General features: G+C 71.9%; 23 protein-coding genes. 19 read left to right on the top strand and 4 right to left on the bottom strand.

Going from position 1 to position 24,445, the window contains the following annotated elements:
- Positions 1 to 922, top strand: a 922-nt coding sequence (locus AC1MIR_RS17335) for a TSCPD domain-containing protein (protein WP_480029429.1), incomplete at its 5' end; no start/stop codon positions are given.
- Between the two features lie 15 nt (positions 923 to 937).
- On the opposite strand, the gene AC1MIR_RS17340 is transcribed toward AC1MIR_RS17335, so the two are convergent.
- From AC1MIR_RS17340 to AC1MIR_RS17350, 3 genes are all read right to left on the bottom strand, one after another.
- Complete coding sequence (locus tag AC1MIR_RS17340) at positions 938 to 1,912, bottom strand: Bug family tripartite tricarboxylate transporter substrate binding protein (RefSeq protein WP_480029430.1); 975 nt, start codon at positions 1,910 to 1,912, stop codon at positions 938 to 940.
- Between the two features lie 76 nt (positions 1,913 to 1,988).
- Positions 1,989 to 3,515 carry a bifunctional 3-(3-hydroxy-phenyl)propionate/3-hydroxycinnamic acid hydroxylase gene (locus AC1MIR_RS17345; protein ID WP_480029431.1) on the bottom strand — a complete coding sequence of 509 codons (1,527 nt, stop codon included), beginning with the start codon at positions 3,513 to 3,515 and terminating at the stop codon, positions 1,989 to 1,991.
- The gene (locus AC1MIR_RS17350; RefSeq protein WP_480029432.1) at positions 3,512 to 4,405 is read right to left on the bottom strand and encodes a VOC family protein; all 894 of its coding nucleotides are present in this window, start codon (positions 4,403 to 4,405) and stop codon (positions 3,512 to 3,514) included. Before AC1MIR_RS17350 ends, AC1MIR_RS17345 begins: the two co-directional genes overlap by 4 nt.
- 111 nt (positions 4,406 to 4,516) lie before the next feature.
- Here AC1MIR_RS17350 and AC1MIR_RS17355 point away from each other — a divergent pair, with 111 nt between their 5' ends.
- From AC1MIR_RS17355 to AC1MIR_RS17410, 12 genes are all read left to right on the top strand, one after another.
- Positions 4,517 to 5,206 carry a GntR family transcriptional regulator gene (locus tag AC1MIR_RS17355; protein WP_480029433.1) on the top strand — a complete coding sequence of 230 codons (690 nt, stop codon included), beginning with the start codon at positions 4,517 to 4,519 and terminating at the stop codon, positions 5,204 to 5,206.
- A gap of 54 nt (positions 5,207 to 5,260) precedes the next feature.
- Positions 5,261 to 5,728: a RidA family protein gene (locus AC1MIR_RS17360; RefSeq protein WP_480029434.1), complete on the top strand. Its 468-nt coding sequence runs from the start codon at positions 5,261 to 5,263 to the stop codon at positions 5,726 to 5,728.
- Positions 5,729 to 5,765: 37 nt separating this feature from the next.
- The gene (locus AC1MIR_RS17365; protein WP_480029435.1) at positions 5,766 to 6,932 is read left to right on the top strand and encodes a GNAT family N-acetyltransferase; all 1,167 of its coding nucleotides are present in this window, start codon (positions 5,766 to 5,768) and stop codon (positions 6,930 to 6,932) included.
- A 54-nt stretch (positions 6,933 to 6,986) separates the two neighbouring features.
- The gene (locus AC1MIR_RS17370; RefSeq protein WP_480029436.1) at positions 6,987 to 7,856 is read left to right on the top strand and encodes a DMT family transporter; all 870 of its coding nucleotides are present in this window, start codon (positions 6,987 to 6,989) and stop codon (positions 7,854 to 7,856) included.
- 41 nt (positions 7,857 to 7,897) lie between these two features.
- A complete protein-coding gene (locus AC1MIR_RS17375; RefSeq protein ID WP_480029437.1) occupies positions 7,898 to 8,182 on the top strand; it encodes a hypothetical protein in 285 nt (94 codons plus the stop codon).
- A 3-nt stretch (positions 8,183 to 8,185) separates the two neighbouring features.
- Complete coding sequence (locus AC1MIR_RS17380; protein ID WP_480029438.1) at positions 8,186 to 9,316, top strand: glutathionylspermidine synthase family protein; 1,131 nt, start codon at positions 8,186 to 8,188, stop codon at positions 9,314 to 9,316.
- A 164-nt stretch (positions 9,317 to 9,480) separates the two neighbouring features.
- The gene (locus AC1MIR_RS17385; RefSeq protein ID WP_480029439.1) at positions 9,481 to 9,882 is read left to right on the top strand and encodes a DUF350 domain-containing protein; all 402 of its coding nucleotides are present in this window, start codon (positions 9,481 to 9,483) and stop codon (positions 9,880 to 9,882) included.
- A gap of 1 nt (position 9,883) precedes the next feature.
- Positions 9,884 to 11,950: a DNA/RNA helicase domain-containing protein gene (locus tag AC1MIR_RS17390; protein WP_480029440.1), complete on the top strand. Its 2,067-nt coding sequence runs from the start codon at positions 9,884 to 9,886 to the stop codon at positions 11,948 to 11,950.
- Positions 11,951 to 11,959: 9 nt separating this feature from the next.
- Complete coding sequence (locus tag AC1MIR_RS17395; RefSeq protein ID WP_480029441.1) at positions 11,960 to 12,832, top strand: endonuclease/exonuclease/phosphatase family protein; 873 nt, start codon at positions 11,960 to 11,962, stop codon at positions 12,830 to 12,832.
- Positions 12,829 to 14,055, top strand: coding sequence for an MFS transporter (locus AC1MIR_RS17400; protein ID WP_480029442.1), 1,227 nt, complete (start codon positions 12,829 to 12,831; stop codon positions 14,053 to 14,055). Before AC1MIR_RS17395 ends, AC1MIR_RS17400 begins: the two co-directional genes overlap by 4 nt.
- Positions 14,056 to 14,064: 9 nt before the next feature.
- The gene (locus AC1MIR_RS17405; RefSeq protein WP_480029443.1) at positions 14,065 to 14,946 is read left to right on the top strand and encodes a PPK2 family polyphosphate kinase; all 882 of its coding nucleotides are present in this window, start codon (positions 14,065 to 14,067) and stop codon (positions 14,944 to 14,946) included.
- Entirely contained in the window at positions 14,946 to 15,806 is an 861-nt protein-coding gene (locus AC1MIR_RS17410) for an alpha/beta hydrolase (RefSeq protein ID WP_480029444.1), read from the top strand. The genes AC1MIR_RS17405 and AC1MIR_RS17410 overlap by 1 nt, the downstream gene beginning before the upstream one ends.
- Here the strand turns inward: AC1MIR_RS17410 and AC1MIR_RS17415 are convergent.
- Complete coding sequence (locus AC1MIR_RS17415; RefSeq protein WP_480029445.1) at positions 15,795 to 16,811, bottom strand: LacI family DNA-binding transcriptional regulator; 1,017 nt, start codon at positions 16,809 to 16,811, stop codon at positions 15,795 to 15,797. The two genes, AC1MIR_RS17410 and AC1MIR_RS17415, sit on opposite strands and share 12 nt — an antisense overlap.
- A gap of 109 nt (positions 16,812 to 16,920) precedes the next feature.
- Between AC1MIR_RS17415 and AC1MIR_RS17420 the strand changes: the two genes are divergently transcribed.
- The 6 genes from AC1MIR_RS17420 to AC1MIR_RS17445 all read left to right on the top strand — a co-directional run bounded on the left by AC1MIR_RS17420 (position 16,921) and on the right by AC1MIR_RS17445 (position 24,383).
- Positions 16,921 to 18,237 carry an ABC transporter substrate-binding protein gene (locus AC1MIR_RS17420; protein ID WP_480029446.1) on the top strand — a complete coding sequence of 439 codons (1,317 nt, stop codon included), beginning with the start codon at positions 16,921 to 16,923 and terminating at the stop codon, positions 18,235 to 18,237.
- Positions 18,238 to 18,436: 199 nt separating this feature from the next.
- Positions 18,437 to 19,336: a carbohydrate ABC transporter permease gene (locus AC1MIR_RS17425; RefSeq protein WP_480029447.1), complete on the top strand. Its 900-nt coding sequence runs from the start codon at positions 18,437 to 18,439 to the stop codon at positions 19,334 to 19,336.
- Entirely contained in the window at positions 19,333 to 20,163 is an 831-nt protein-coding gene (locus AC1MIR_RS17430) for a carbohydrate ABC transporter permease (RefSeq protein WP_480029448.1), read from the top strand. Before AC1MIR_RS17425 ends, AC1MIR_RS17430 begins: the two co-directional genes overlap by 4 nt.
- Positions 20,160 to 21,272 carry a hypothetical protein gene (locus AC1MIR_RS17435; RefSeq protein WP_480029449.1) on the top strand — a complete coding sequence of 371 codons (1,113 nt, stop codon included), beginning with the start codon at positions 20,160 to 20,162 and terminating at the stop codon, positions 21,270 to 21,272. Before AC1MIR_RS17430 ends, AC1MIR_RS17435 begins: the two co-directional genes overlap by 4 nt.
- Positions 21,269 to 23,059, top strand: a complete 1,791-nt coding sequence (locus AC1MIR_RS17440) for a glycoside hydrolase family 2 protein (protein WP_480029450.1) — start codon at positions 21,269 to 21,271, stop codon at positions 23,057 to 23,059. Before AC1MIR_RS17435 ends, AC1MIR_RS17440 begins: the two co-directional genes overlap by 4 nt.
- 133 nt (positions 23,060 to 23,192) lie before the next feature.
- Positions 23,193 to 24,383 (top strand): ABC transporter substrate-binding protein, encoded by a 1,191-nt coding sequence (locus tag AC1MIR_RS17445; RefSeq protein ID WP_480029451.1) that lies wholly within the window; start codon positions 23,193 to 23,195, stop codon positions 24,381 to 24,383.
- Positions 24,384 to 24,445 lie beyond the last annotated feature (62 nt).

Raw genomic sequence — 24,445 nt, forward strand, 5'->3', positions numbered from 1 at the left:
GGCCGGCGGGGGGGGGCGGGGCCGGGGGGCGGGGGGGGCCCCGGCGCCGCCCGGCGCGACGCCGGTGCCGGGCCTGGCGGAGGCCGCGCGGGCGGCGCTGGATTCCGCTGCCGGCTGTGCCGGGCTCCGACATCGCGCCCTGGTCGCGCTGGCCGCGCCGGATGCGGTGGAGCGGCTGCTCGGCGCGGAATCCGGCGGGGTCGCACCCGCGCAGGGGCCGAGCCGGCTGACGCTGGACCGCGACGGCTGGGTGTCGGAGTTGCCCACCCGCGCCGCGCTGCGCGCCGGGCCCGCCGCCGAGCGGCTGCTCGCGCCGGTTCCCCACGCCGCCTGGCTCGCCATGGCGCAGGCGGTGGCCCCCTATCTGCACGCCGCCCCGCCCCTGCCGGCCGCGGAAGCCGCCCCCGCCCGCCCCGCCGCGCCGGCGCCTGCGCGCGGCCCCGCCCTGCCGCTGCGCCCCTCCGGCGCGGTCTGGAAGGTCACGGTCGGCGGGCATCGCGTGGTGTTGCGCACCAGCGAGGACGCGAACGGCCAACCGACCGAGATCGCCATCGCGCTGACGAAGGAGGGTGCGGCCTATCGCAGCCTGATGGATGCGATGACGCAGTCCGTCTCCATCGCGCTGGCTGCCGGCGTCCCGCTCGCGGCCTTCGTGGATGCGCATGCCTATACCCGCTTCGGCCCGGCTGGCGCGGTGGAGGGCGACCCGGCGATCCGCCGCGCGACCAGCGTGCTGGACTGGGCCTTCCGCAAGCTGGCGCGGGAGTATCTCGGGCGCCGCGACCTGCCGGACCCGGAGGAGGCGGATTGCGCGCCCGACGCCGTGGGCCGCGCCGCGGAGCAGGCGCCGCTGCTGCCGCTCGACCTGCCCGAGGCGCCGTCGCCCCGGGCTCGGCGGAGGCAGTTCAAGCTCGTCGGGTAACCCCGGCGTCCCGCCTCAGCGTGGCATGAGCCCCGCGAGGCGGACGAGTTCCAGGCTCGCGGCGCGTTCGCGTTGGATCACCGCGGCGAATTCGGCAGGCGTGCTGCCGATGCCGACGAAGTGGTGCGGCGCCAGCATGCGCGCGGCGAACTCCTCGTTGGTGACGACCTTTCGCACCGCCGCCGACATGGCGCCGACGATCGCGTCCGGCGTCCCGCCCGGCGCCGCCATGCCCCACCACGGACCGGCATAGGGGTAGGGAAGGCCAAGCTCGCCAAGCGAGGGCGTGTTCGGCAGCTCCGGGATGCGCTGCGTGCCGAGCACCGCCAGCGGCCGGATGCGCCCGGCGCGGATCTGCGGCAGCGCGAGGGCCAGCGCCCCGTAGGTCAGCTGGATGCGGCCGCCGAGCAACTCGCGGAAGGCGTCGCCGATGCCGCGGAAGGGCACGTGCTCGATCTCCAGGCCCTCGCGCGCCTTCAGCCATTCGAACAGCAGCTGCTGCGCCGAGCCGCTGCCGGAGGAGCCGTAGTTCAGCCCCGGCCGCCCGCGCGCCCAGGCGATGAAGGTGCGCAGGTCGCCATCGGGCGTGTCCATCGAGGAGACGATCACGCTGCGCGCGGAGGCCATCTGCGAGACCGGGCGGAGCGAGGCGTAGCGCGCGAAGAGCTCGGGCTCGACATGCGGCACGCTGGCCATGTTCTCGATGTTGACGGCGCAGAAGGTGGTGCCGTCGGGCGCCGCCTGGGCGCAGGCCTCGAGGCCGATCACGCCGTTGCCCCCCGCGCGGTTCTCGACCACGACCGTCTGGCCGAGCTCGGGGCGCAGCCCCTCGGCGATGGCGCGCACCAGCAGGTCGAGGTTCCCGCCCGGCGGCTGGGCGACGATGATGCGGATCGGCCGGCGCGGCCAGTCCGGCGTGGTCTGGCCGAGTGCCGGCAGCGGCAGCGCCATGGCGGCGCCAAGCAGCATGCGGCGTGTGGTCGTCGTCATCTTTCGTTCCTCCCCTGTGGTGGGTGTCAGGCCTCGTCCCGGTTGGCGCCGCCGGCAAGACGGAGGCTGGCGCGCGTCATGCCGGTTCCTTCACGCGACGCAGACGCTCGGCGCATTCGGCGCGCAGCGCGGCGAGCCCGGCGGCATCGGCCGCGACGCCGAACACGTAGTTGTCTGGCCGGACGAGGGCGGCGCCCGCGCCATGCCGCGCGAACCAGGCGGCGGCGACGCCGTCGCGCTCGACCAGGGTGCGGGGCGCCGGCGCGGCGCCGAAGCGCCAGGCGTCCGGCGCTTGCGGGAAATCGGCGGCGAGGAAGACCCGCCAGCCGGTTCCGGTGACGCGGTCGGCACGGCAAAGGCCATCGCCCGCACGCACCCAGGGCTGCGGGAAGAGCGTGCCCTTCGCGGGATGCGGCGCATCGGCGAAAAAGCCGGTTTCCAGAGGCGGCACGATCTCCTGCCGCGTCACCACCGGCGGCCTGCCGCCGCCCTGCGCGATCAGCGCCGCGTCGCGCGCGGCGGCAGCTGCGGGATCGCGCTCGCAGACCTGTCGGCCGATCGCCTTGATGCGCGAGGTCAGCGTGCGGACATGCCGCCCGCGCTCCGCGCCATAGCTGTCGAGCAGCGCATCCGGCGCGCCGTCGCGCACGGCGGCGAGCTTCCACGCCAGGTTCGCGACGTCGCGCAGGCCCTGGCACATCCCCTGGCCGATGAAGGGCGGCTGCTGGTGCGCGGCGTCGCCGGCGAGGAAGACGCGGCCGCGCCGCCATTCCGCCGCGACCAGGGCGTGGAAGCGGTAGCTTGCCGCACGCCAGACCTCGGCATCGCCGGGCGCGAGCCATCGGGCGAGCAGTCGCAGCACGTTCTCCGGCCGCTGCGCGTCCTGCGGGTCCTCGCCCGGGTTCAGCATGATCTCGAACCGGCGGTGGTTGCCCGGGCCGACGATGTAGGTGACGGGTCGTGCGGGATCGCAGAACTGCGCCGCGTTCGCCGGCAGCTTCGCGAGGCCCGAGGGCGCGACCCGCAGGTCCACCACCAGCCAGGGCTCGTCGAAGTCGAGGTCGTCGAAGCCGATGCCGAGGCTGCGGCGGACGAAGCTGGAGGCGCCGTCGCAGGCGATCACCGTGCCGGCCGTCGCGTCCCGTTCGCGCCCCGCCGCGTCGCGCAGGCGCAGCGCCACATGCCCGGCGCGCGGCGCGATGGCGACGAGTTCCGTGCCGAGTTCCACCGTCACGCCTGGCTGCCGCGCGGCGTGGTCGCGCAGCACGGCCTCGACCGGGGGCTGGCTGAACGCCATGGTCGGCACGAAGGCCATCGGGAACGGCTCCGGCACCATGTCGATGCGGCGGATCAGCTGGCCCCGCGCGCCAAAATGCTCGGATGCCGGGAAGGGCACGGTGAAGGGCAACACGGCCTCCGCCACGCCCATCGCGTCGAACAGGCGCAGGATCTCGTGGTCCAGCGCGATGGCGCGCGGCTTGTCGTACACCTCGACCGCCTTGTCGATCGCCAGGGTCGCGAAGCCGGCCTGCCCCAGCAGCCCCGCGGCGACCGCGCCGCAGGGCCCGAAGCCGATCACGGCGACCTCGTGATGCGCGGTCATGCCGCGAAGCGGATGGCGAGCTGCGCCTTCTTCGTCGCCTCCGGCTTGGGCGGCGCGATACCCCACTGGTCGGTGCGGCCGGGCGGCCAGACCCAGAAATCCGGGCCGCGCGCGACGTGGTCGTCGCTCACCTGCTCCACCTCGGCGGTGTATTCGACGACGATGCCGAAGGGGTCCACGAAATAGGCGAAGACGTTGTCGCCCGGCCCGTGGCGGCCGGGACCCCAGGCGATCGGGAAGCCGGCGTCGATCATCCGGCCGGCGGCGCGCATCACGCATTCCCAGCCGGGCATGTTGAAGGCGACGTGGTTGAGCCCGTCCAGCGGCGCCTCCGCCAGCACCACCGCGTGGTGGTCCCTGTTGCAGCGCTCGAAGGCCATGAGCTTCGACCGGTCGGCGAGCCGGAAGCCAAGCCCGGCCTCGAAGAAGCGCGCCGTGGCGTCCACGTCGGTGCAGTTCAGGTTCACATGCGCGAGGCGATCCGCGCGGTCGCGCGCGGGCGGATCGGGCGTGCGCGGCGCATCGCCGGCGACCAGCCGCAGCACGAATCCCGAAGGATCGCGCAGCGTCGCAGCAAGGCCGCCGCCGGGCTCGGCGAGCGGCGCGGGCTGCGCCAGCACCGTGGCGCCCGCGCGCTGCGCCATGCCCAGCACGGCATCCAGCGCCGCCGCATCGGCGGCACGGAAGGTGACGGAGTGGATCGCCGCCTGCGGCGCCTCGGCGAGGCACAGCACATGGCAGTCGGCGCCGGTGGCGTGCAGCCAGATGCGCGCGCCCTCGCGCGCCGCGACGGCCAGGCCCCAGGTCGCGGTGTAGAAGCGCTCCGCCGCGGCGAGATCGGGGACGAGCAGGTCCACGCTGCGCAGAGCGATGACAGGGAACGCTGGCATCCGGACCCCCCGGCCTTGGATGTCTCCCCAGGCTATGCTCGATATTTTTCCTCGCGTAAAGGCGTAAATATACATTTGTGCGCCCATCCACGCCAATGTATGCAGGTCGTGATGAGCACGGCGCGCGCCCCCGCCCCGACCTATGCCAGCAGCGTCGCAGAGCGCATCCGCGCCGACATCCTCGGCGGCCGCTTGCGGCCGGGACGGCGGCTGCAGATCAAGGCGCTGATGGAGGATTACGGCGTCGGCCAGACGCCGCTGCGCGAGGCGCTGAACCGCCTGGCCGCGGATGGCCTGGTCTCGGCCGAGGACCAGCGCGGCTTCGCGGTGCCCGGCATCAGTGCCGAGGAATTGCGTGAGCTGACCCGCACCCGCTGCTGGCTGGAAGAGCGTGGCTTGCGCGAATCCATGGCCGCCGCGACGCCGGAGTGGGAGGAGGCGCTGCTGGTCGCCGGCCATCGGCTCTCCCGCACGCCACGCGGGCTCGGCGCCGACGACATGGCGGCGGAGATCCTGTGGGAAGCGCGGCACCGCGCCTTCCACGACCTGCTGGTGTCCAACTGCGGATCGCGCTGGCTGGTCGGCTTCTGCCAGCAGCTGACCGACCGTCACCAGCGGTACCGCACGCTCGCCGCGCGCCGCGCCTATCCGCGCCGCGACGTGGATGCCGAGCACCGCGCGATCCTCGATGCCGTGCTGCGGCACGACGCCGATGCCGCGGTGGCGCAGCTCGTCGCGCACTACACGGCGACGGCGGAGATCATCCTGCAGGACGAGAGCATCTTCGCGCCCCCCGGGTAGCGCCGCCGCGCCCGGCGCGGCACCCTGCGCCCGGCAGCCCGAGGAGGACCCGACATGGCCGGCAGCACCGAGAAGCGACTCGCCGAACTCGGCATCACCCTGCCGCAGCCGGCGGCGCCGGTGGCAAATTACATCGGCTACAACATCGTCGGAAACCTGGTGATCGTCTCCGGCCAGATCCCCTTCGTGGAGGGGAAGATCGCGGTCACCGGCAAGCTCGGCGCCGGCGTCTCGATCGAGGACGGGCAGCGCGCGGCGCGGATCTGCTTCGTCAACCTGCTGGCGCAGGTGAAGGCCGCCGCGGGCGGCGATCTTGACCGGGTGAAGCGCGTGGTGCGCCTCGGCGGCTTCGTCGCCTGCACGCCGGACTTCACGCAGCAGCCGCAGGTGATCAACGGGGCCTCCGACCTGGCCGTCGCCGTGTTCGGCGAGAAGGGCAAGCATGCCCGCGCCGCGGTGGGGTGCCCTTCCCTGCCGGGCGACGCGGCGGTGGAGGTCGAGGGCATGTTCGAGCTGGCGTGACATTGCGCCGGCCGCGCGCGCCCCAACCTGACGCTCCATGCCGGATGGCACGCCCGAACTGAGCCTGACGCTGCACCGGGCGATCGCGGAGATCGCGGCGCCGGACTGGGATGCCTGCGCGGGCGGCGGCAATCCCTTTGTCAGCCATGCCTTCCTGCAGGCGCTCGAGGAAAGCGGCAGCACCGGCGGGCGCAGCGGCTGGCTGCCGCAGCATGCCGCACTCCGCGACGCCGGGGGCCGCCTGCTGGCCTGCGCGCCGATGTATGCGAAGGCGCATTCCTATGGCGAATACGTCTTCGACCATGGCTGGGCCGACGCCTTCGAGCGCGCTGGCGGGCGCTACTATCCGAAGCTGCAGGTCGCGGCACCCTTCAGCCCGGTGCCCGGCCCGCGGCTGCTGCTGCATCCGTCATCCGGCCTGGGCTTCGGCGCGATGGCGCAGGGGCTGGCGCAGGCCTGCCGGCAGCTCGATCTCTCCTCGGTCCATGTCACCTTCTGCACCGAGGCGGAGTGGACCGCGCTGGGCGAGGCGGGCTGGCTGCAGCGCATCGGCACGCAGTTCCACTGGACCAATGCCGGCTATGCCAGCTTCGACGATTTTCTGGGCGCGCTCTCTTCCCGCAAGCGCAAGGCGATCAGGCGCGAGCGGCGTGATGCGGAGGCCTCCGGCTTCGTGCTGAAGACGCTGCGCGGGCATGAGATCACGCCGAAGCACTGGGCGGCGTTCCACCGCTTCTACAAGGCGACCACCGACAAGAAATGGGGCCGCAGCGCCTATCTGAACGCGCGCTTCTGGCCGCTGCTGGGCGAGGCGCTGGGCGACCGGGTTGTGCTGATGGTGGCCGAGCAGGATGGCGAGCCCGTCGCCGGTGCGCTAAACCTGCTGGGCGACCAGGCGCTGTATGGCCGCAACTGGGGTGCCGTGGTGGATGCGCCCTTCCTGCATTTCGAGCTCTGCTACTACCGCGCCATCGACTTCGCGATCGAGCACAAGCTGCCGCGCGTGGAGGCCGGCGCGCAGGGCGAGCACAAGATCCAGCGCGGCTACCTGCCGGTGCCGACCTATTCCGCGCATTGGATCGAGCATGGCGGGCTGCGCCGCGCCGTCGCGCAGTTCCTGGACCAGGAACGGCCGGCGATGCTGCGGGAGATGGAGGCGCTGGCGACGCTCTCGCCCTTCCGGAGGGATGGCGAGGAGGGCTGAGCGCCGCGCCCGCCAGCCCTCCCCCGGCGCCCGGGGCAGGGCTAAGGTGGCGCCGTGTTCCTCGCCTATTCCCAGCTCGCGCTCTCCATGGCGCTGGTCGGCGCCAATGTCGCGGTCGCGAAGCTGCTGGCCGAGAGCCTGCCGGTCGCGCTGATCCTCGCGTTGCGCTGCCTGCTGGCGGTGGTGGTGCTGTGGCCGCTGGCGCGCGCGATGGATGGCAGCCTGCGCACCTCGCCACGCGTCTTGTGGAATCTCGGGCTGCAGGCGCTGTTCGGCACGCTGCTCTACAACCTGGCGCTGCTCGCGGGGCTGCGGCTGACCACGGCGCTGGAGGCGGGGCTGATCCTGGCGACGCTGCCGGCGGTGGTGGCGGTGGGCGGGGCGGCCTGGCTGCGCGAGAGGCTGCCGGCGCGGCAATGGGCGGCCGTGATCCTCGCCGCCTTCGGCATGGGCGCGCTGGTTCTGGCGCGCGTGGCGGCGGAGGGGCATGGCAGCGCGCTCGGCAACCTGCTGGTCTTCGCGGGCGTCTGCGGGGAGGCGATGTATGTGCTGCTGGCGCGCCGCATCGCCGGCCAGGTGCCGGTGGTGACCGCCACCTTCTGGATGCAGCTTTTTTCCCTCGTGCTGCTGTTGCCCTTGGCGCTGCCCGTGGTCGGCGCCGTCTCGGCCCTCGCCGACCCCACCGTCTCCGCGCTGCTGGTGTTCCACAGCCTGACCTCGAGCGTGATCTGCCTGCTGCTGTGGTACGCCGGCATGAAGCGCGCCTCGGCGAGCCTCGCCGGCGTCTTCACCGCCTTCCTGCCCGCGACCGCGGCGGCCGTCGCCGTCGGCGTGCTGGGCGAGCCCTTCACGGCCGTGCATGGCGCGGGCTTCGTGCTGCTGCTCGGCAGCCTGCTGCTGGCCACCTGGCCGGCGCGGCGCTGATCCCCTCGACACCGGCGGGCGGCGCTGCCACGCTCGCAACCGTGAAGCGAACCAAGGCGCTCCGACTTGTGCTGCTGGGGGGTGGCGTCGCCACCATGCTGGCCGCCTGCGGCGACGACCAGGCGAAGGCGCGCGCCTGCCAGGAAGCCAAGGCGGCGCAGCGCCCGGATGCCGAGCAGATCTGCGCCCGCAGCACCAGCGCAAGTTCCTCGCGCGGCTATTTCGGGCCGGTCATGTATGGCCGCACGCGCTCCACCGGCTCCACCGTCACGCGCAGCAGCGTGAGCCGCGGCGGGTTCGGCTCGGTCGGGCGGTCCAGCTCCTGAGCCATGCGCCGCATCGCGCTCGCCCCCCGCCCCGACCAGCGCGCGCATGCCGCGAAGCTCGGCTTCGCCTTCGCCGAGATCGCCGGCGAGCCCTATTGGGACGAGACCGCCTGCTACGCCTTCACCGCCGAGGAGGTGGACGTGCTGGAAGCGGCGACGCAGGAGCTGCACCAGCGCTGCCTGGAAGCCGTGACGCATGCGGTGCGCCACGACCTCAACGGCCCGCTCGGCATCCCCGAAGGCGCCTGGCCGATCGTGAAGCGCAGCTGGGAGAGGGACGAGCCCTCGCTCTATGGCCGGATGGATCTGCGCTGGGACGGCACCGGCGCACCGAAGCTGCTGGAATACAACGCCGACACGCCGACCGCGCTGTTCGAAGCCGGCGTCGTGCAATGGGAATGGCTGGAGACGCGCCAGGCGCTGGACCGGCCGGGCGCGCAGCCGGCGGACCAGTTCAATTCCATCCACGAGACGCTGATCGCGACCTGGCCGGCGCTGCGCCTGCCGCCGGTGGTGCATTTCGCCTGCGTGCGCGACAGCGACGAGGATCGCGGCACCGTGGACTACCTGCGCGACACCGCGATCCAGGCGGGCATCGAGGCGCCCTTCCTGCACATGGACGAGATCGGCTGGGACGGCGCGCGCTTCCTCGACCTGCAGGAGCGGGAGATCCGCGCCATCTTCAAGCTCTACCCCTGGGACTGGCTGCTGCGCGAGACCTTCGGGCGCAACATCCCGCGCGCCGCGACGCGCTGGATCGAGCCGGCCTGGCGGCTGGTGCCGTCCTCCAAGGCGTTTCTCTCGCTGCTCTGGCACCTGTTCCCGGACCATCCGAACCTGCTGCCCGCCTTCCTGGAGCCGGGGCGGACGGGCGGGCCGGAACTGTCGAAGCCGCTCTGGGGGCGGGAGGGCGCGAATATCGGCGCGCCGGGGATCGAGACGGACGGCCCCTATGCCGGGCAGCCGCGCGTCTGGCAGGCCTATGCCGAGCTGCCGGTCTTCGGCGGCCGCTATCCGGTGCTCGGCAGCTGGATCGTCGGCGGCACCGCCTGCGGCCTCGGCATCCGCGAGGATTCGACGCCGATCACGCGCGATACGAGCCGCTTCGTGCCGCACTTTTTTGAGGGCGCCTGAATGCGCCGCATTCAGGCCCTCAGACGCCGGCGGCGGCCATCCGGCCGCCTTGGCTTCGCGCAGCGCCCTGCTGCGCCCGTTGCAAGGTCGGTTTGTGCGCGGGCCGCATTCGCGGCCTCGGCCTGCGCTGCGCGCCGGCCGCCCATGAAGAGGATGTCTGCGTCATGACCAGCCTCGCCACGCTGCCGGGCTTCCTGGCCTATTTCGTCACCGGCGTCGTGCTGCTGGCCGGCGCGATGTTTCTCTACGTGCAGGTCACGCCGCACAGCGAGCTGGCGATGATCCGCGCCGGCAACACCGCGGCCGCTATCACGCTGGGCGGCGCGCTGATCGGCTTCTGCCTGCCCATCGCTTCCGCCTTCTCGCATTCGATCAACCTGGTGGATGCGGCGGTGTGGAGCCTGGTGGCGCTGGCGGTGCAGATCGGCGTGTTCTTCGCGGTGGCGAAGCTGCTGGGCGGCGAATGGCGCGGCGCGATGGAACGCGGCGAGACGGCGGGCGCGATCCTGAAGGCGAGCGTGGCCATCGGCGTGGGCATGCTGAACGCGGCGTGTCTTTCGACGTGACGTGAGGGCCTGGTTCGCCTGCAGCGGCGCGGAATTGCTGCGCCGCAGACCGGAGGAGGTGGCCGCAGATCTTGCTGCGACCCAGATGTCGCGCAGGCTGTCTGGCGAACCGACGCAGCTCAACGCCTGGCGCGAGCTGGTCGCGATCCTACAGGCGGCGATCCGGGCGGCTTCGGGGGAGGATTGGCACATCGCCCTCGAATACGACCTGCTGCGGCTTGAGAAGCGCATCGACGCTGTCCTCCTCACCGACCGCGCCATCGTCGTGCTGGAGTTCAAGGTAGGCGCGCTGCAGGTCACGCCGGCCTTCCGCGTGCAGGCCGACGACTATGCCCAGGACCTATTCGATTTCCACGCGCTGAGCCGCCAGCATGCTATCCTGCCTGTTGTTGTCGCCACGCGCTGCCCCGCGCCGGTGCCCTTTCAGGCGCCTCTGCCTGTGCCGGGCGTGCGGCAGGTAGCGGAAGCGAATGCCGCCACGCTGCCCAGGCTCCTGTCCGAGCTGCAGCATGCACTGCCCGCCCCGGACCAGCCGCTCGATGGCGCCGCATGGTGCTCGGCACCCTACCAGCCGGTGCCGAGCATCATCGAGGCGGCGGCGACGCTCTTCGCCCGCAACAGCGTCGCGGAAATCGCGGCCGCCCGCGCGGACACCGTCAACCTCACCGTCACCACGCAGGCGATCGAGCGCGCGCTGCGGCGCGCTCGCGAAGCCGACGAGCGCGTTGTCGTCTTCGTCACTGGCATCCCAGGCGCCGGCAAGACGCTGTGCGGGCTGAATGTCGTCTTCGGGGAATCGCGTCGCGACGGAACAGCCTTCCTGACGGGCAACGCGCCTCTCGTCGCGGTACTGCGGGAGGCTCTGGCCTGCAACCGCGCCGGCATCGACCTCGCACTCGGCCCAAGTGCTGATCCGCTGCGTCGCAGCCTCGCTGCCAAACTGCGCCAGGCGCGCCACGAGACAACACAGGCGTTGCAGAACGTCCATCGATTCCTCGCGGACAACGCGCGCCGTACGGACGCGCCGCCCGAGCGCGTCATTGTCTTCGACGAGGCGCAGCGCGCCTGGGACGCGGATCAAGCCGTTCGCGACACCCAGCGTCGCGTTAGCACTCTCAGCATGAGCGAGCCGGCGCACACGCTGGAGATCATGGGGCGGCACCGGGGCTTCGCCGGGATCGTGGCGCTGATCGGCAATGGGCAGGAGATCAACACCGGCGAGGCCGGACTACGCGAATGGGGCGAGGTGATCGGCAATGCCGCGGGCTGGCGCGCGGTCGCTGCGGGCCGTGCCCTGGCCGCGGACGAGCGCGCGCAGCGCTTGGCCGACGAGCATCCAGGCTGGCTTACCCTCGATGACGATCTCGACCTCACCGTCTCGGTGCGTAGCGTGCGTGCGGATCGGGCGACGCTTTGGGTGGATGCAATGCTGCGAGGCGCGCGTGATGAGGCTGCGAGCCTCGCCCACGCAATGGGCGCCGGCATGCCCTTCCTTGTGACGCGATCCCTGTCCGCGGCCCGGGCGGCGCTGCGGGAACGGACGCCAGGCCTTCGCCGCGCAGGCTTCGTGCGCTCTTCTGGAGCGCGGAGGCTCCGGGCAGAGGGCTTCGACGCTCAACTAATTGGGACTGAGGACCCTGTCGCTTGGTTCCTTGAGCGCTGGCCGGACATCAGGGCGTCGGATGCGCTTGAAGTGGCCGCAACGGAATATGCCTGCCAGGGCCTCGAACTCGACGCGGTGGGGCTGGCCTGGGATCTCGATTTCCGATGCGCCGGCCACAGATGGGAGGCATGGCGATTCGCCGGCCGCAACTGGCAGCGGGTCCGCAGCACGACCGAAGCAACCTATGTCCTCAACACCTATCGCGTGCTTCTCACCCGCGCGCGCTACGAGACGGTGATCTGGGTGCCGCGCGGCAGCGACCCCGCCGATCCCTGGTTCGACAGCACGCGCAACGCTCGCGACTTCGACGCCATCGCAAACCTCCTGCTGGCCTGCGGCGCGCGCGTGCTCGAAACGGCCCCGGCCGGCACGGCAGGCGACGCCGCCCTGCCCGCCCTGCTATAGGCTTCGCCCATGCGCCGCCTCCTGCTCCTGCTGTGTCTCCTGCTCGTCGCCTCGCCCGCCTGGGCTGTGCAGGAGATCAAGCTCGCCACCTGGAACATCGCCTGGCTTACGCTGAAGCCCGAAGGCCATCCGGACCTGCCGCGCGAGATCCGGCCGCGCTCGACCGAGGATTTCCGGCTGCTGCGCGGTTACGCTGAGCGGCTCAACGCCGACATCGTGGCGCTGCAGGAGATCGACGGCACGGCCGCCGCCGAGCGCGTCTTCGATCCGGCGACCTACGCCATCCACCTGACCAGCGAATCCGACACGCAGCGCCCCGGCTTCGCCGTGCGGCGCACGCTGCGCTTCACGCGCAACCCGGACCTCGCCGAGCTCGATATCCGCGCGGGTGCGCGGCGCAGCCTGCGGCGCGGCGCCGACATCACGGTGGAAGGCGAAGGCTGGCGGCTGCGCCTTCTCTCGGTGCATCTCGACGCCGGCTGCCGCGACGAGCCGCTGCAGGGCAATGCCTCGCGCGATTGCGAGGGCCTGGCGCGGCAGGCGCGCATCCTGGCGCGCTGGGCGGAGGCGCGGCAGCGGGAGGGCGTCGCCTTCGCCATCCTCGGCGACTTCAACCGGGTGATCGGCCGCAACGACGACTTCATCCGGATCGTGACCGAACCCGCGCCGCTGCTGCGCCCGACCGAGGGCTTCTCCACGCCATGCTGGGCGGATGCGCGCGGCGGGCGTGCCTTCATCGACCACATCCTGCTCGGCGGTCCGGCGCGCGACGCCGTCGTGCCGAACAGCATGGCGGTGATGGCCTATGCCGAGCGCGACCGCAGCTTCCGCCAGCGCCTGTCCGACCATTGCCCGGTGAGCGTGCGGCTGCGGCTGCCGTGACGCCGCCGAGCTTCTTCCGCCTCACCCTGCCGCTGGCGGGGCTCAACTTCGTCAACCAGGCCTCGCGCACGCTGATCGCCACGATCGGCCCGCTGCTGGCGGTGGAATTCGCGCTCTCGGCCAGCCAACTCGGCCTGCTGGCCGCGATGTTCTTCGCGGCCTATGCCGTGGCGCAGCTGCCGGTGGGGCTGGCGATCGACCTCTGGGGCGCGCGGCGCGTGCAGACCGTGCTGGCGCTGGTGGCGGCCTCGGGCTTTCTTCTCTGCGCACTGGCGGGCGGGCCGATGACGCTCGCGATCGGGCGCGTGGTGACGGGCCTCGGCATCTCGGCCGGGCTGATCGCCATGCTGAAGGTCAACACGCAATGGTATCCGAAGGAGCGCGTGGCGGGTCTCACCGGCCTCGGCGTCTTCGTCGGCGCGATGGGCAGCGTGGCGGCGACGCTGCCGGCGCAGCTGCTGGTGCCCCTGCTCGGCTGGCGGGGCGTGTTCCTGCTGCTGGCGGCGATGGCGGTGGCGGTCTCCGCCTGGATCTTCCTCTCGGTGCCGGATCGCGGCCCCGGGGCGGCGGCGCCGCGCCGCAGCCTGGCGACGGAGGCTCGCGAATTCGGGCGCATCTTCGCCCACCCGGCCTTCCTGCGCCTGGCGCCGGCGATCGCGCTGCTCTCGGCGATGAACTTCACCTATCAGGGCCTCTGGGCCGGTCCCTGGCTGCGCGACGTGGCGTTGCTGGACGAGCAGGGCCGCGCGACGCTGCTGCTGGTCTATGCGGTCGGCCTGATGCTGGGCAGCGCGGGGCTTGGCCAGGCCGCCTCCGCGTTGCAGCGGCGCGGCTGGTCGGCGATGACGATGCCGGTGATCGCGATCGTGGTCATGGCGATGGTGCAGGCGCTGCTGATCGCGCTGCCGTCGCATCACCCGGCCGTTCTCGCCGTGCTGTGGTTCGCCTTCGCCTTCTGCGGCGCCGGCGGGCCGGCGGGCTATGCGGCCGTCGGCCAGCGCTTCGGCGCCGAGCTAGCCGGGCGCGTCGCCACCGCGATCAATGTCGCGATGCTGGTGCTGGTCTTTGGGCTGCAAAATGCCATCGGCTGGATCCTGGACCTCTGGCCGCGCACCGATGCGGGCGGCTGGGCCTCGCCGGGATATGGCTGGTCGCTGGCGCTGACGCTGGCCTTGCAGCTTGCCTCCATCGCCTGGATGCTGCGCCCGGAGCGAGGCCGATAGGGGGAGCGCATGGACAAGAAGGTGGAGAAGCTGCTCTCGCGCTACCGCGTGGAGACCGGCAAGGGCTTCCGGCTGCGCGACTACCGCCCGGACGACGATGGCGGGCTCGACCTCGACAAGGACGGCGCGCCGGATCTGCTGCAGCGGGGCGTGCAGTACCTGGCCGAGCACCAGGACATGCTCTACGCGCAGGACCGCTGGTCCCTGCTCTGCATCTTCCAGGCGATGGACGCCGCGGGGAAGGACAGCGCGATCAAGCACGTGTTCACCGGCGTCAACCCGCAGGGCTGCCACGTCGCCAGCTTCAAGGCGCCGAGCTCGCTCGAGCTCGACCACGATTTCCTCTGGCGGCACCAGCAATGGCTGCCGCAGCGCGGCCAGATCGGCATCCACAACCGCTCCTGGTACGAGGAGACGCTGGTGGTGCGCGTGCATCCGACGATCCTGGAGAACCAGAAGCTGCCGCCGCGGCTGGTCACGAAGCGCATCTTCGACGAAAGGCTGGAGGACATCGCCGCCTATGAGCGCTACCTGGCGCGGCAGGGCGTGGTGGTGCTGAAGTTCTTCCTGCATGTCAGCCCGGAGGAACAGCGCAAGCGCTTCCTCGCGCGAATCGAGGAACCGGAGAAGAACTGGAAGTTCAGCGCCGCGGACGTCGCGGAGCGCGATCACTGGGACGAGTACATGAAGGCCTACCAGGCGGCGATCCGCGCCACGGCCGCGCCGCATGCGCCCTGGTACGTGGTGCCGGCGGACCGCAAGTGGTTCACCCGCCTGGTCGTCGTCGCCGCGATCGCACGCGCGCTGGAAGGGCTCGGCCTGCATTATCCGAAGGTGACCGCCAAGCAGCACGAGGCGCTGACCCAGGCGCGGGAAGCATTGAACGGCTGATGCTGCGCCGGCTGCTGCCGCGCCTGTTGGACAGCGGCGCGCCGATGCGCCTCGCCGCGCTGATGACGCCGCGCGGCGGCGCGGTGGAGCTGCGCGGCCTGCGCTACGGCGAGGGGCCGCGCCGCCTGCTGGACCTGACGCTGCCCAAGGGCGCGGATGCGGCGACACCGCTGCTGGTCTTCTTCCATGGGGGCGGCTGGCAAACCGGTTCGCGCGCCGACTACGTCTTCCTCGCCCGCGCCTTCGCCGCCGAAGGCATCGCCGTGGCGCTGCCCGACTACGGCCTGTGGCCCACTGCGCGCTGGCCCGACTTCATCGAGGACGGCGCCGCGGCCCTGGCCTGGCTGCGCTGCGCGCCGCAGGCGCCGCGCGGTCCGCTCTTCGTGATGGGGCATTCCGCCGGCGGCTTCATCGCCGCGGCGCTTTCGCTCGATCCGCGCTGGCTCGGCGCCGCCGGTTTGCCCGGCGGCCGCTCGGCGTTGGCGGGCGCGGTGCTGGTCGCCGCGCCGATCGCCTGGCAGCCGACGGACGAGCCGATCCGCAGCATCTTCGCGCCCGCGCCGGGCGGCAGGATCGAGGCGGCGCCGGAGGCCGCTGCGCTGCGCGGCGCGCCGCCGCATCTGCTGATCCATGGCAGCGCGGACACGGTGGTCGGCCCCTTCCACAGCGAGAGGCTGGCGCAGGCGCTGCGCGAGGCCGGCAGCACGGCGCGGCTGCACCGCGAGCCCGGCGCCGGCCATATCGCGCCGATGGTGGCGATGAGCGCACCAGCGCTGCGCTGGGGCTGGACAAGGCCTGACACCTGGCAGGCGACGCTGCGCTTCCTGCGGGATACGGCCTCGCGCGGCTCAGCCGCCTGACGCGCCGAGCGCCGGCGCGGGCTCCATGCGGAAGGGCAGGATCGCGCCGCAGACATCCTCGGCCTCCTGCATCACCCAGGCGCAGACCGCCGCGCCGATCTCCGCAAAGGGCAGCGCGACGGAGGACAGCCACGGCGCCACCCAGCGGTTCAGCGGGCCGCCGTCGAAGCCCCAGATCAACGGCATGGATGTCGCGCCCGCCTCCCGGAAGACGCGGCGCGCGGCCAGCGCGATGAGGTCGGAGGTGCACATCAGCCCATCCGGCAGCGCCCCGCGGCGCAGCAGCGCGGCGGCGGCCTCCGCGCCGATCCGGAAATGGTCGATGCCCTGGCCGCCGAGCACATCCGCGCCGGCCAGGCGACGGCCGGCGGCCGCGCGGAAGCCGACCACCCGCTCCGCCGTGGCGGAGGAGAAGAGCGGGCCGTGGATCGCGGCCAGGCGACGGCACCCCGCGGCACGCAGCGCCTCCGCCACGGCGCCTCCGGCGGCGCGGTCGTCGATGCCGACGAAGGGCGCATCCGGCCGGCCCGGGCAGCGGCGCGCGACGAACAGAAGGCGCTCCGCGCCGAGCGACCGCGCCACGAGGCCGGGACTCGGCACCGCGCCGAGCAGCACCGTCGCGCGCGGCCGCAGCGCGCGCGTGGCCGCGAGCGCCTCGTCCTGCAGCACGGCCCTGTCATGGGTGTCGCACAGCACCACGCCGATCCCTTCGGTCCGCAGCGCCGTCTCGATGGCGGCGGCGAGCGCGGCCATGGTGGGGTTCGCGAGGTTGGGCGCGAGCAGCGCGACGAGATCGGCCACGCCGCGCCGAAGCTCGCGCGCCGCGGCAAGCGGACGATAGGCGAGCCGCGCGGCCGCCTCCTGCACGCGGCGCACGGTCTCGGCATTCGCCTTGCCCGGCACGCCGTTCAACACGCGCGAGGCGGTGGCGGTGGAGACGCCTGCGGCGGCGGCGACCTGGCGCAGCGTGGCCGTGCCGGCTTCCTGCTGTTTCGTTCTGGACATTCTGCCTCCCGCAGCGTTATGCTTGCAGGGTAAACGATTACCCATTCCGCGCAAGAGCCGCGCGCGAAGGGTGCGAAAGGCGGGCGCAGCGACCCGCAGGGAGGATGCGATGACCAGCAGCCAAGCGGGTGCGGCCCGCCTCACGCGACGCACCCTCGGTGCCGCCGCTGTCGCAGCGCTCGGCCTGCCGGCCGTGGCGCGGGCGCAGGCCGCGACCCTCACGGTGTGGCACGACCTCGGCGACAACGGCATCAACTGGTTCGCCCGCATGGGCGAGGCCTTCGCGCAGCAGCGGCCGGGCGTGACGATCCGCAGCCAGTCCTTCCCGACCGACCAGTGGTTCGGCCGCGTGATCGGCGCGATCAACACGAACTCGGCGCCCGACCTGATCTTCAACAACTACGAGCGCGTGATCCGCATCCAGAGCCAGACCGGCAAGGTGATGGACATGCGCCCGGTGCTGGAGGGCGTGCAGGACCGCGCCTTCCTCTCGGCCGAGGACCTGCGCGTCGGCACCTATCGCGACCGGATGATCATCATCCCGATGCAGCGCGTGCAGATGGCGATGGGCTCGCGCCGGTCTTGGCTGGCCAAGGTGAACGAGCCGGTGCCGGTGACCTGGGACGACGCGAAGCGCGTGGCCCAGAAGTTCCGCGAGAGCGATCCGGACGGCAACGGCCGCACCGACACCTTCGGCTTCGCGCTGCAGGCGGCGCGCCCGCGCGACCTGATCCACATGCTGGACCTGTTCACCTTCGGCGCCGGCCTGTCGCACACGCTGGTGGATCCGCAGGGCAACATCACCATCGACCAGCCGGCCCATGCGACGGTGCTGGCGGAGTTCCTGCGCACCTACTCCACCTATCGCTTCGTCGCGCCGGACACGATCAACCACTCCTTCACCGAGATGTACCAGGTGATCGAGGGCGGCCGCGCCGGCATGTTCCGCGTAGGCGACTGGAATGTGCGGCGCTGGGACATGGCGAACACGCTGGGCGGCGACTTCGTCTCCCACCCGTGGCCGAAATTCTTCGCCGACCGCGATCCGGCCGTGGTGATCGGCGGCATGCGCGGCGTCGGCATCCCGGAGAATGCGCCGAACCGCGACCTCTCGGTCGCCTTCGCGCGCTTCATGCTGGAGAAGGCGCCGCAGCAGGCGAGCCTGGAGATCATGGGCTCCGCGGTGCGCAAGGACCTCGACGTCTCCGCGCTGTCGGAACGGCAGCAATGGTTCGCGCGCGCCAACCACAAGCTCGTCGCCTACGATTTCCCCGAGGCGACGCATGCCTGGTATCCGGAGCTGGAGGCGCAGTTCCATCGCCGCCTGCTGGCCGCCATCGGCAGCCCGCCTGCCGACATGGAGGTGTTCATCCGTGGGCTCGCGCGCGACATGCGCGACCAGGCGCAGCGGCTGTCGCGCGGTTGAGGCCCCGCGTCCGATCGCCGGAGGGCGCATGCCCGAAGGCGTGAATCGGCCGCGTAGCCGCGTCCGATCGCCGGAGGGCGCATGCCCGAAGGCGTGAATCGGCCGCGCAGCCGCGTCCGATCGCCGGAGGGCGCATGCCCGAAGGCGTGAATCGGCCGCGCAGCCACGTCCGATCGCCGGAGGGCGCATGCCCGAGGGCGTGAATCGGCCGCGTAGCCGCGCAGCGGCAAAGGTTCGGGGCGAGGGGGTCTTCTACCTGCTCGTCCTGCCCTTCGCGGCGCTGACGGTGCTGTTCGGGCTGTGGCCGATCCTGCTCTCGGTGCAGGTCTCCTTCACCGCCTCGGCCACGGCGCTCCGGCCCGACCCGCAATGGGTGGGCCTCGCCAACTACGCGAGCGTGCTGGCGGACGAGCTGTTCCGCGCCAGCCTGTGGCGCACGCTGGCCTACACCGCGATGGCCGTGGCGGCGAACCTCGCTTTCGCGCTGGCCGCCGCGCTGCTGCTGGATTCGAAGCTGCTGCCGCGCGGCAATCTCGCGCTGCGGCTGGCGCTGTTCCTGCCGGTCGTAACACCCGACGTCGCGGGCTATGTCGTCTGGCGCTGGCTGTTCGACCACAGCTTCGGCGCGGTGAATGCGGCGCTCGACCTGCTCGGCCTGCCGCCCTTCGCCGGCCTGACCAGCGTGGCGACCGCGACGCCCGCGATCCTGATCGCCGAGCTCTGGCACCATGCCGGATTCTACATGGTGGTGTTCCTGGCCAACCTCGCGATCCGCGACCCGGCGCTGGAGGAGGCGGCGAAGGTGGATGGCGCCGGCGCCTGGGCGCGCTTCCGCCACGTGATCCTGCCGCAGCTGCGCCCGGCCATCGTGATCAACCTGGTCTATGCGACGATCCAGTTCCTCAAGACCTTCACGGTCGTCGTCGTAATGACCAAGGGCGGCCCGGCGGAGAGCACCACCTTCGTCAGCTATCTCGCCTACCAGTATTTCGACCAGGCCCGATATGGCGAGGCGACGGCGATGGCGACCATCCTCTTCGCCGTGGTGATCCTGCTGTCGCTGCTGGCCTATGCGCTGGGCGAGCGGGGGCGGCATTGAAGCGGCGGCTCGCTTCCCTGCTCGGCTATGCGGTGGCGGTGCCGATCGCCGCGGTGTTCCTGTTTCCCTATGCCTGGATGCTCTCCGGCGCCTTCCGCCAGACGCGCGACGTGCTGTCGGACCCGCTGCGCCTCTGGCCGGAGCGGCTGAACCTGGATGTGCTGGCGGAGATCGCCAGCATCGGCGGCGCGCCGCTTGGCGGCTTCGTCGTGAACTCGCTGCTCTACACAACGCTCGCCACGGCGCTCGGCACGATGGCGGCGGCGCTCGGCGCCTATGCGATCACGCGCAAGCCGCAGCTGCCGGGCTTCCGCTGGCTGCGCGCGGGATTCCTGCTGACGGTGATGTATCCCTACATGCTGCTGGTGATCCCGGTGTACATCGTGATGCACAAGATCGGCCTGCTGGGCTCGCCGCTCGGCATCATCCTGTTCCTCTCGCTCGGCCCGGTGCAGTTCTTCCTGTTCGAGCAGTTCTTCCGTGCCATCCCGAAAGAGGTGATCGAGGCCGCGACGATCGACGGCGCCAGCGAGATGCAGGTGCTGCTGCGGATCGTGCTGCCGATGGCCATGCCGGTCACCGCCACCGTCTCTCTCATCGGCTTCCTGCTGACCTGGGCGCAGTGGTTTCCCGTGCTGGTGATCTCGCGCGGGCCGGAGACCTATACCCTGCCGGTCGCGCTGCTGTCGCTGAACACGGAGCTCGGCGCCAGCTTCCAGGGCATCATGGCGCTGGCCGTGCTCACCACGCTGCCGCCGGCGATCCTGTTCCTGCTCGCGCAGCGGCGCGTGATGCAGGGCATGGCCCAGGGGGCGGTGAAAGGATGAGCGAGGAAACCCTGGCCCGGCGGATCGAGGCGGCGAGGCGGCGCACGCTGGCCTGGCTCGATGCGATGCAGGCAGCCGGCGCGCCGCGCGGTGTCTCGCGCATCAGCGCCGCGCATGATCCCGGGCGCTGGCCCGGCGTGCTGCTGCCTGGCACCTACAACGCGGTGATGTGCCGCGCGCTGATCGGTGGGCTCGACGGCTTCGCGGCGGAGGAGCGCGCCGCGCTGATCGGCTGGCTGGAATCGCACCGGCTGCCGGACGGCCGCTTCCGCATCCGCGGCATGACGGACGATGCGGTGTTCAAGAAGCCCGATGCCGCGGAGACATGGGGCTACATCGACTTCCACGTCACCAACTACAGCCTCGGCGCGATCGAGGTGCTGGAGCCGGCACGCCGGCCGCACCTCGATTTCGCGCGGCGCTTCCTCGATCCGCAGGCGCTGTTGGCGTGGCTCGCGCTGCGCGACCTGCGCGACCCCTGGCAGGAGGGGAACAACATCGTCAATCTCGGCTCCTTCCTGCTGGCGCTGCGGCCGGAGGAACCGGCGCGCGTGGCCGCGGCGCTCGATCTCCTCTTCGCCTGGCATGACAGGCTGCAGGAGCCGGCGACCGGCTTCTGGGGCGTCAACCAGGCGCATGACGCCACCGCGCTGCTGCACGCCTTCGCCGGCTCCATGCACAATTTCCACCTGTGGTACGCGCTGCGCCGTCCCCTGCCCTTCCACACGCGGGCGATCGACTACGTGCTGACGCTGCCGCCCGCGGTGGACAGCGCCTGCATCGACGTGGATGCGGTGGACCTGCTGGTGCACGGTCTGGCGCTGACGGCGCATCGCGCGGACGAGATCCGCGCCTGGTGCGGCGCGTTGCTGCCGCGCCTGCTGGACTGGCAGGAGGAGGATGGCGGCTTCTGCGACGTGCGACAGGGCACGCGCCGCCAGGATGGCTGGGTGCGCGGCTATGCGGAGCCGCAGGGGATCTCCAACAGCTTCGCGACCTGGTTCCGCTGGATCGCCATCGCGATGATCGCCGATCTGTTCTGGCCGGGGCGCTGGCCCTGGCGATTCCGCGGCTTGGTCGGCATCGGCTACCGGATGCCGATGCAATGACCGAGGACCCCTTCGCGCATCTGCACGACGAGGCCTATGACACGCCCTTCGTCGCGCGCCGCGCCACGGCCGCGACGCTGGTGAATGCGCATGGCCGCGCCGCGGTGACGCTCGACGGCACCTGGCGGTTGACGCTCGACCCCTTCGAGGAAGGGCTGCGCCAGCGATGGTACGCCTATGACGACGCGCCGCCCGAAGCCTGGGACACGCCGCGGGACTGGCAATGGGATGCGGGCGAGCCGGCGCCCGTTCCCGGCTGCTGGAACACGCTGCGCCCCGAGCTTCTGCATTACGAGGGCGCGGCCTGGTATGTTCGCGACTTCCACGCAGAGCCCCCGGCACCGGACGAGGCCGCGCTGCTGCAGTTCGGCGCCGCGGCGCAGCGGGCCGAGGTGTTCCTGAACGGGATGCATCTCGGCGGGCATCTCGGCGGCTCCACGCCCTTCACGCTGGATGCGACCGCGGCGCTGCGCGCGGGCCGCAACCGGCTGATGGTGATGGTGGAGAATGCGCGCCGGCCCGAGCGTGTGCCGATGCACCATTTCGACTGGTTCAACTATGGCGGGCTGCATCGCGGCGTCTCGCTGCTGCGGCTGCCGCGGCTGCATCTGCGCCGCGTCGCGCTTTGGCTGGAACCGGGCAGCAATCACCGGCGCATCCGCCTGCGCGCGTGGCTTTCTGAACCGGCGGACAGCGCCGGGCGCCTCGTCATCCCCGCGCTCGGCATCGATGCGCCGGTGCCGTTCCGCGGCGGCGTCGCGGACCTGCTGGTGGAGGCTGCGCCGCCGCTCTGGTCGCCCGAAAGCCCCGTGCTGCTCGACGTGGCGCTGCATCACGGCACGGAGGTGCTGCGCGACCGCGTCGGCTTCCGCGAGATCCGCGCCGAGGGCACGCGCATCCTGCTGAACGGCGAGGACCTCGTGCTCTGCGGCGTCTGCGTGCATGAGGACGATCTCGCCACGGGCCGCTGCTCGGACGAGGCCGATATCCTTCGCCGCATCGCGCATGCGAAGGAGCTCGGCGCGAACTTCCTCCGCCTCGCGCATTACCCGCATGACGAGCGCGTGGCACGACTCTGCGACGAGGCGGGTATCCTGCTGTGGTCGGAGATCCCGGTCTACTGGGCCATCGCCTTCGACAACCCCGCGACGCTCGCCGATGCGCGCAACCAGCTGCAGGAGCTGATCGCGCGCGACGCCAACCGCGCCAGCATCATTCTCTGGGGCGTGGGGAACGAGAATGCGGACACCGATGCGCGGCTCGCCTTCATGGCGGCGCTGGCGGCCGCGGCGCGCGCGGCCGATCCGTCGCGCCTCGTCACCGCCGCCTGCCTGATCAACCGCGCGGAATTCCGCATCGAGGACCGACTGGCGGAGCATCTCGATGTCATCGGCCTCAACGAGTATTTCGGCTGGTACGAGCAGGGCTTCCAGGGCCTGCAGCGGCTGCTTGCAAACTCGCGCCCCGACCGGCCGGTGATCATCAGCGAGACCGGCGCCGACGCGCTGGCCGGGCATCGCGATGCGGCGGCGCCGCTGTTCAGCGAGGAGCGCCAGGCCGCCTTCTATGAAGGCCAGGCCGCCGCGCTGGAGCGCGCCGACTATGTGCGCGGCCTCGCGGCCTGGCTGCTCTACGATTTCCGGTCCCTGCGCCGGCAGACGCGCGCGCAGGGCGGCTTCAACCGCAAGGGCGTGATCGCCGAGGACAAGGCCACGCGGAAGCTCGGCTTCGCGGCGCTCGCCGCCTGCTTCCGGCGGCTGCGGGCGGCGCGATCGGGACCAGTCTGAGCCGCACCGGACAGGCATGATCCTGCATGCACATGCATGATCTTGCCAGTCGCCACGGCCTCATTCATGCTGTCTTGCAAGGAAGCCTGTCCTGGCGTGTTCTGCCCGGACAGAAGAAGGGAGGTTCTTTTCCATGCCTGCTCGCTCCATGCCGTTGTCCCGCAGACAGTTCGGCGTGCTCGCCGCCGGCGCGGCCGCAGCCGGCCTCGCGCGGCCCGCGCTTGCGCAGGGCGCGCCGCTGCGCATCGGGCTGATGCTGCCCTTCTCCGGCACCTTCGCCGCCCTCGGCGAGAACATCGCCTCCGCGGTGGAGCTCTACATCGCGGAGAAGGGCGGGCGCATCGGCGGCCGCACGCCGCAGCTGATCCGGCTCGACGACGAGAGCAACCCGGCGAATGCGGTGCAGAACGTGAACCGCCTGGTGGGTCGCGACCGCGCCGAGGTGATGATCGGCACGGTGCATTCCGGCGTGGTGATGGCGCTGGTGCAGGCCAGCCGCGAGCGCGGCATCCCGCTGATCATCCCGAATGCCGGGAACGTCGCGGCGACGCGCGACCTTTGCTCGCCGACCGTCTTCCGCTCCTCCTTCAGCAACTGGCAGCCGGCCTATGGCATGGGCCTCGCGCTGGCGAAGTCGGGCGTGAAGCGCGCCTGCTGGGTCACCTGGGACTACGCAGCCGGCTCGGAATCCGGCCAGGGCTTCGCCGACGGCCTGAAGGCGGGCGGCGGTGAGCTGGTGCGCGAGCTGAAGCTGCCCTTCCCCGAGACCAATTTCCAGCCGCTGCTCGCGCAGATCCCCGGGCTGAACGTGGATGCGGTCGGCAGCTTCTTCGCCGGCGGCGGCGCGGTGCAGTTCGTGCGCGAATACGCCGCGGCCGGGCTGAAGGACCGCATCCCGCTCACCGGCTCGGGCTTCCTGACCGAGGGTGTGCTCGGCCCGCAGGGCGCGGCGGCGGAGGGCATCCGCACCGCGCTGCATTACGGCGACGGGCTCGACAATCCCAAGAACAACGCCTTCCGCGCCGCCTTCAAGCAGAAGACGAACCGCGACGCGGATGTCTATGCCGTGCAGGGCTATGACGCGGCGCAGATGCTGGCCGCCGGTCTCGAGGCGACGCGCGGCGACCCGACGGCGGAAGCCGCCTTCGCCCGCGGCATCCGCAGCGCGCGCATCGACAGCCCGCGCGGCGCCTTCACCCTCTCGCCCAGCCACAACCCGGTGCAGAACATCTATCTGCGCGAGGCGCGCGGCGGGCAGAACCGGGTGATCGGCATCGCCGCGGAGGCGCTGGCCGATCCCGGCACCGGCTGCCGCATGACCTAGTTGGGCCCCCCCCCGCGGGCGCCGGCCCCCGCGGGGGCCCGGTGGGGGGGGGGCGGGGGTGG

The sequence above is a fragment of the Falsiroseomonas sp. RANM36 genome (assembly GCF_056682175.1).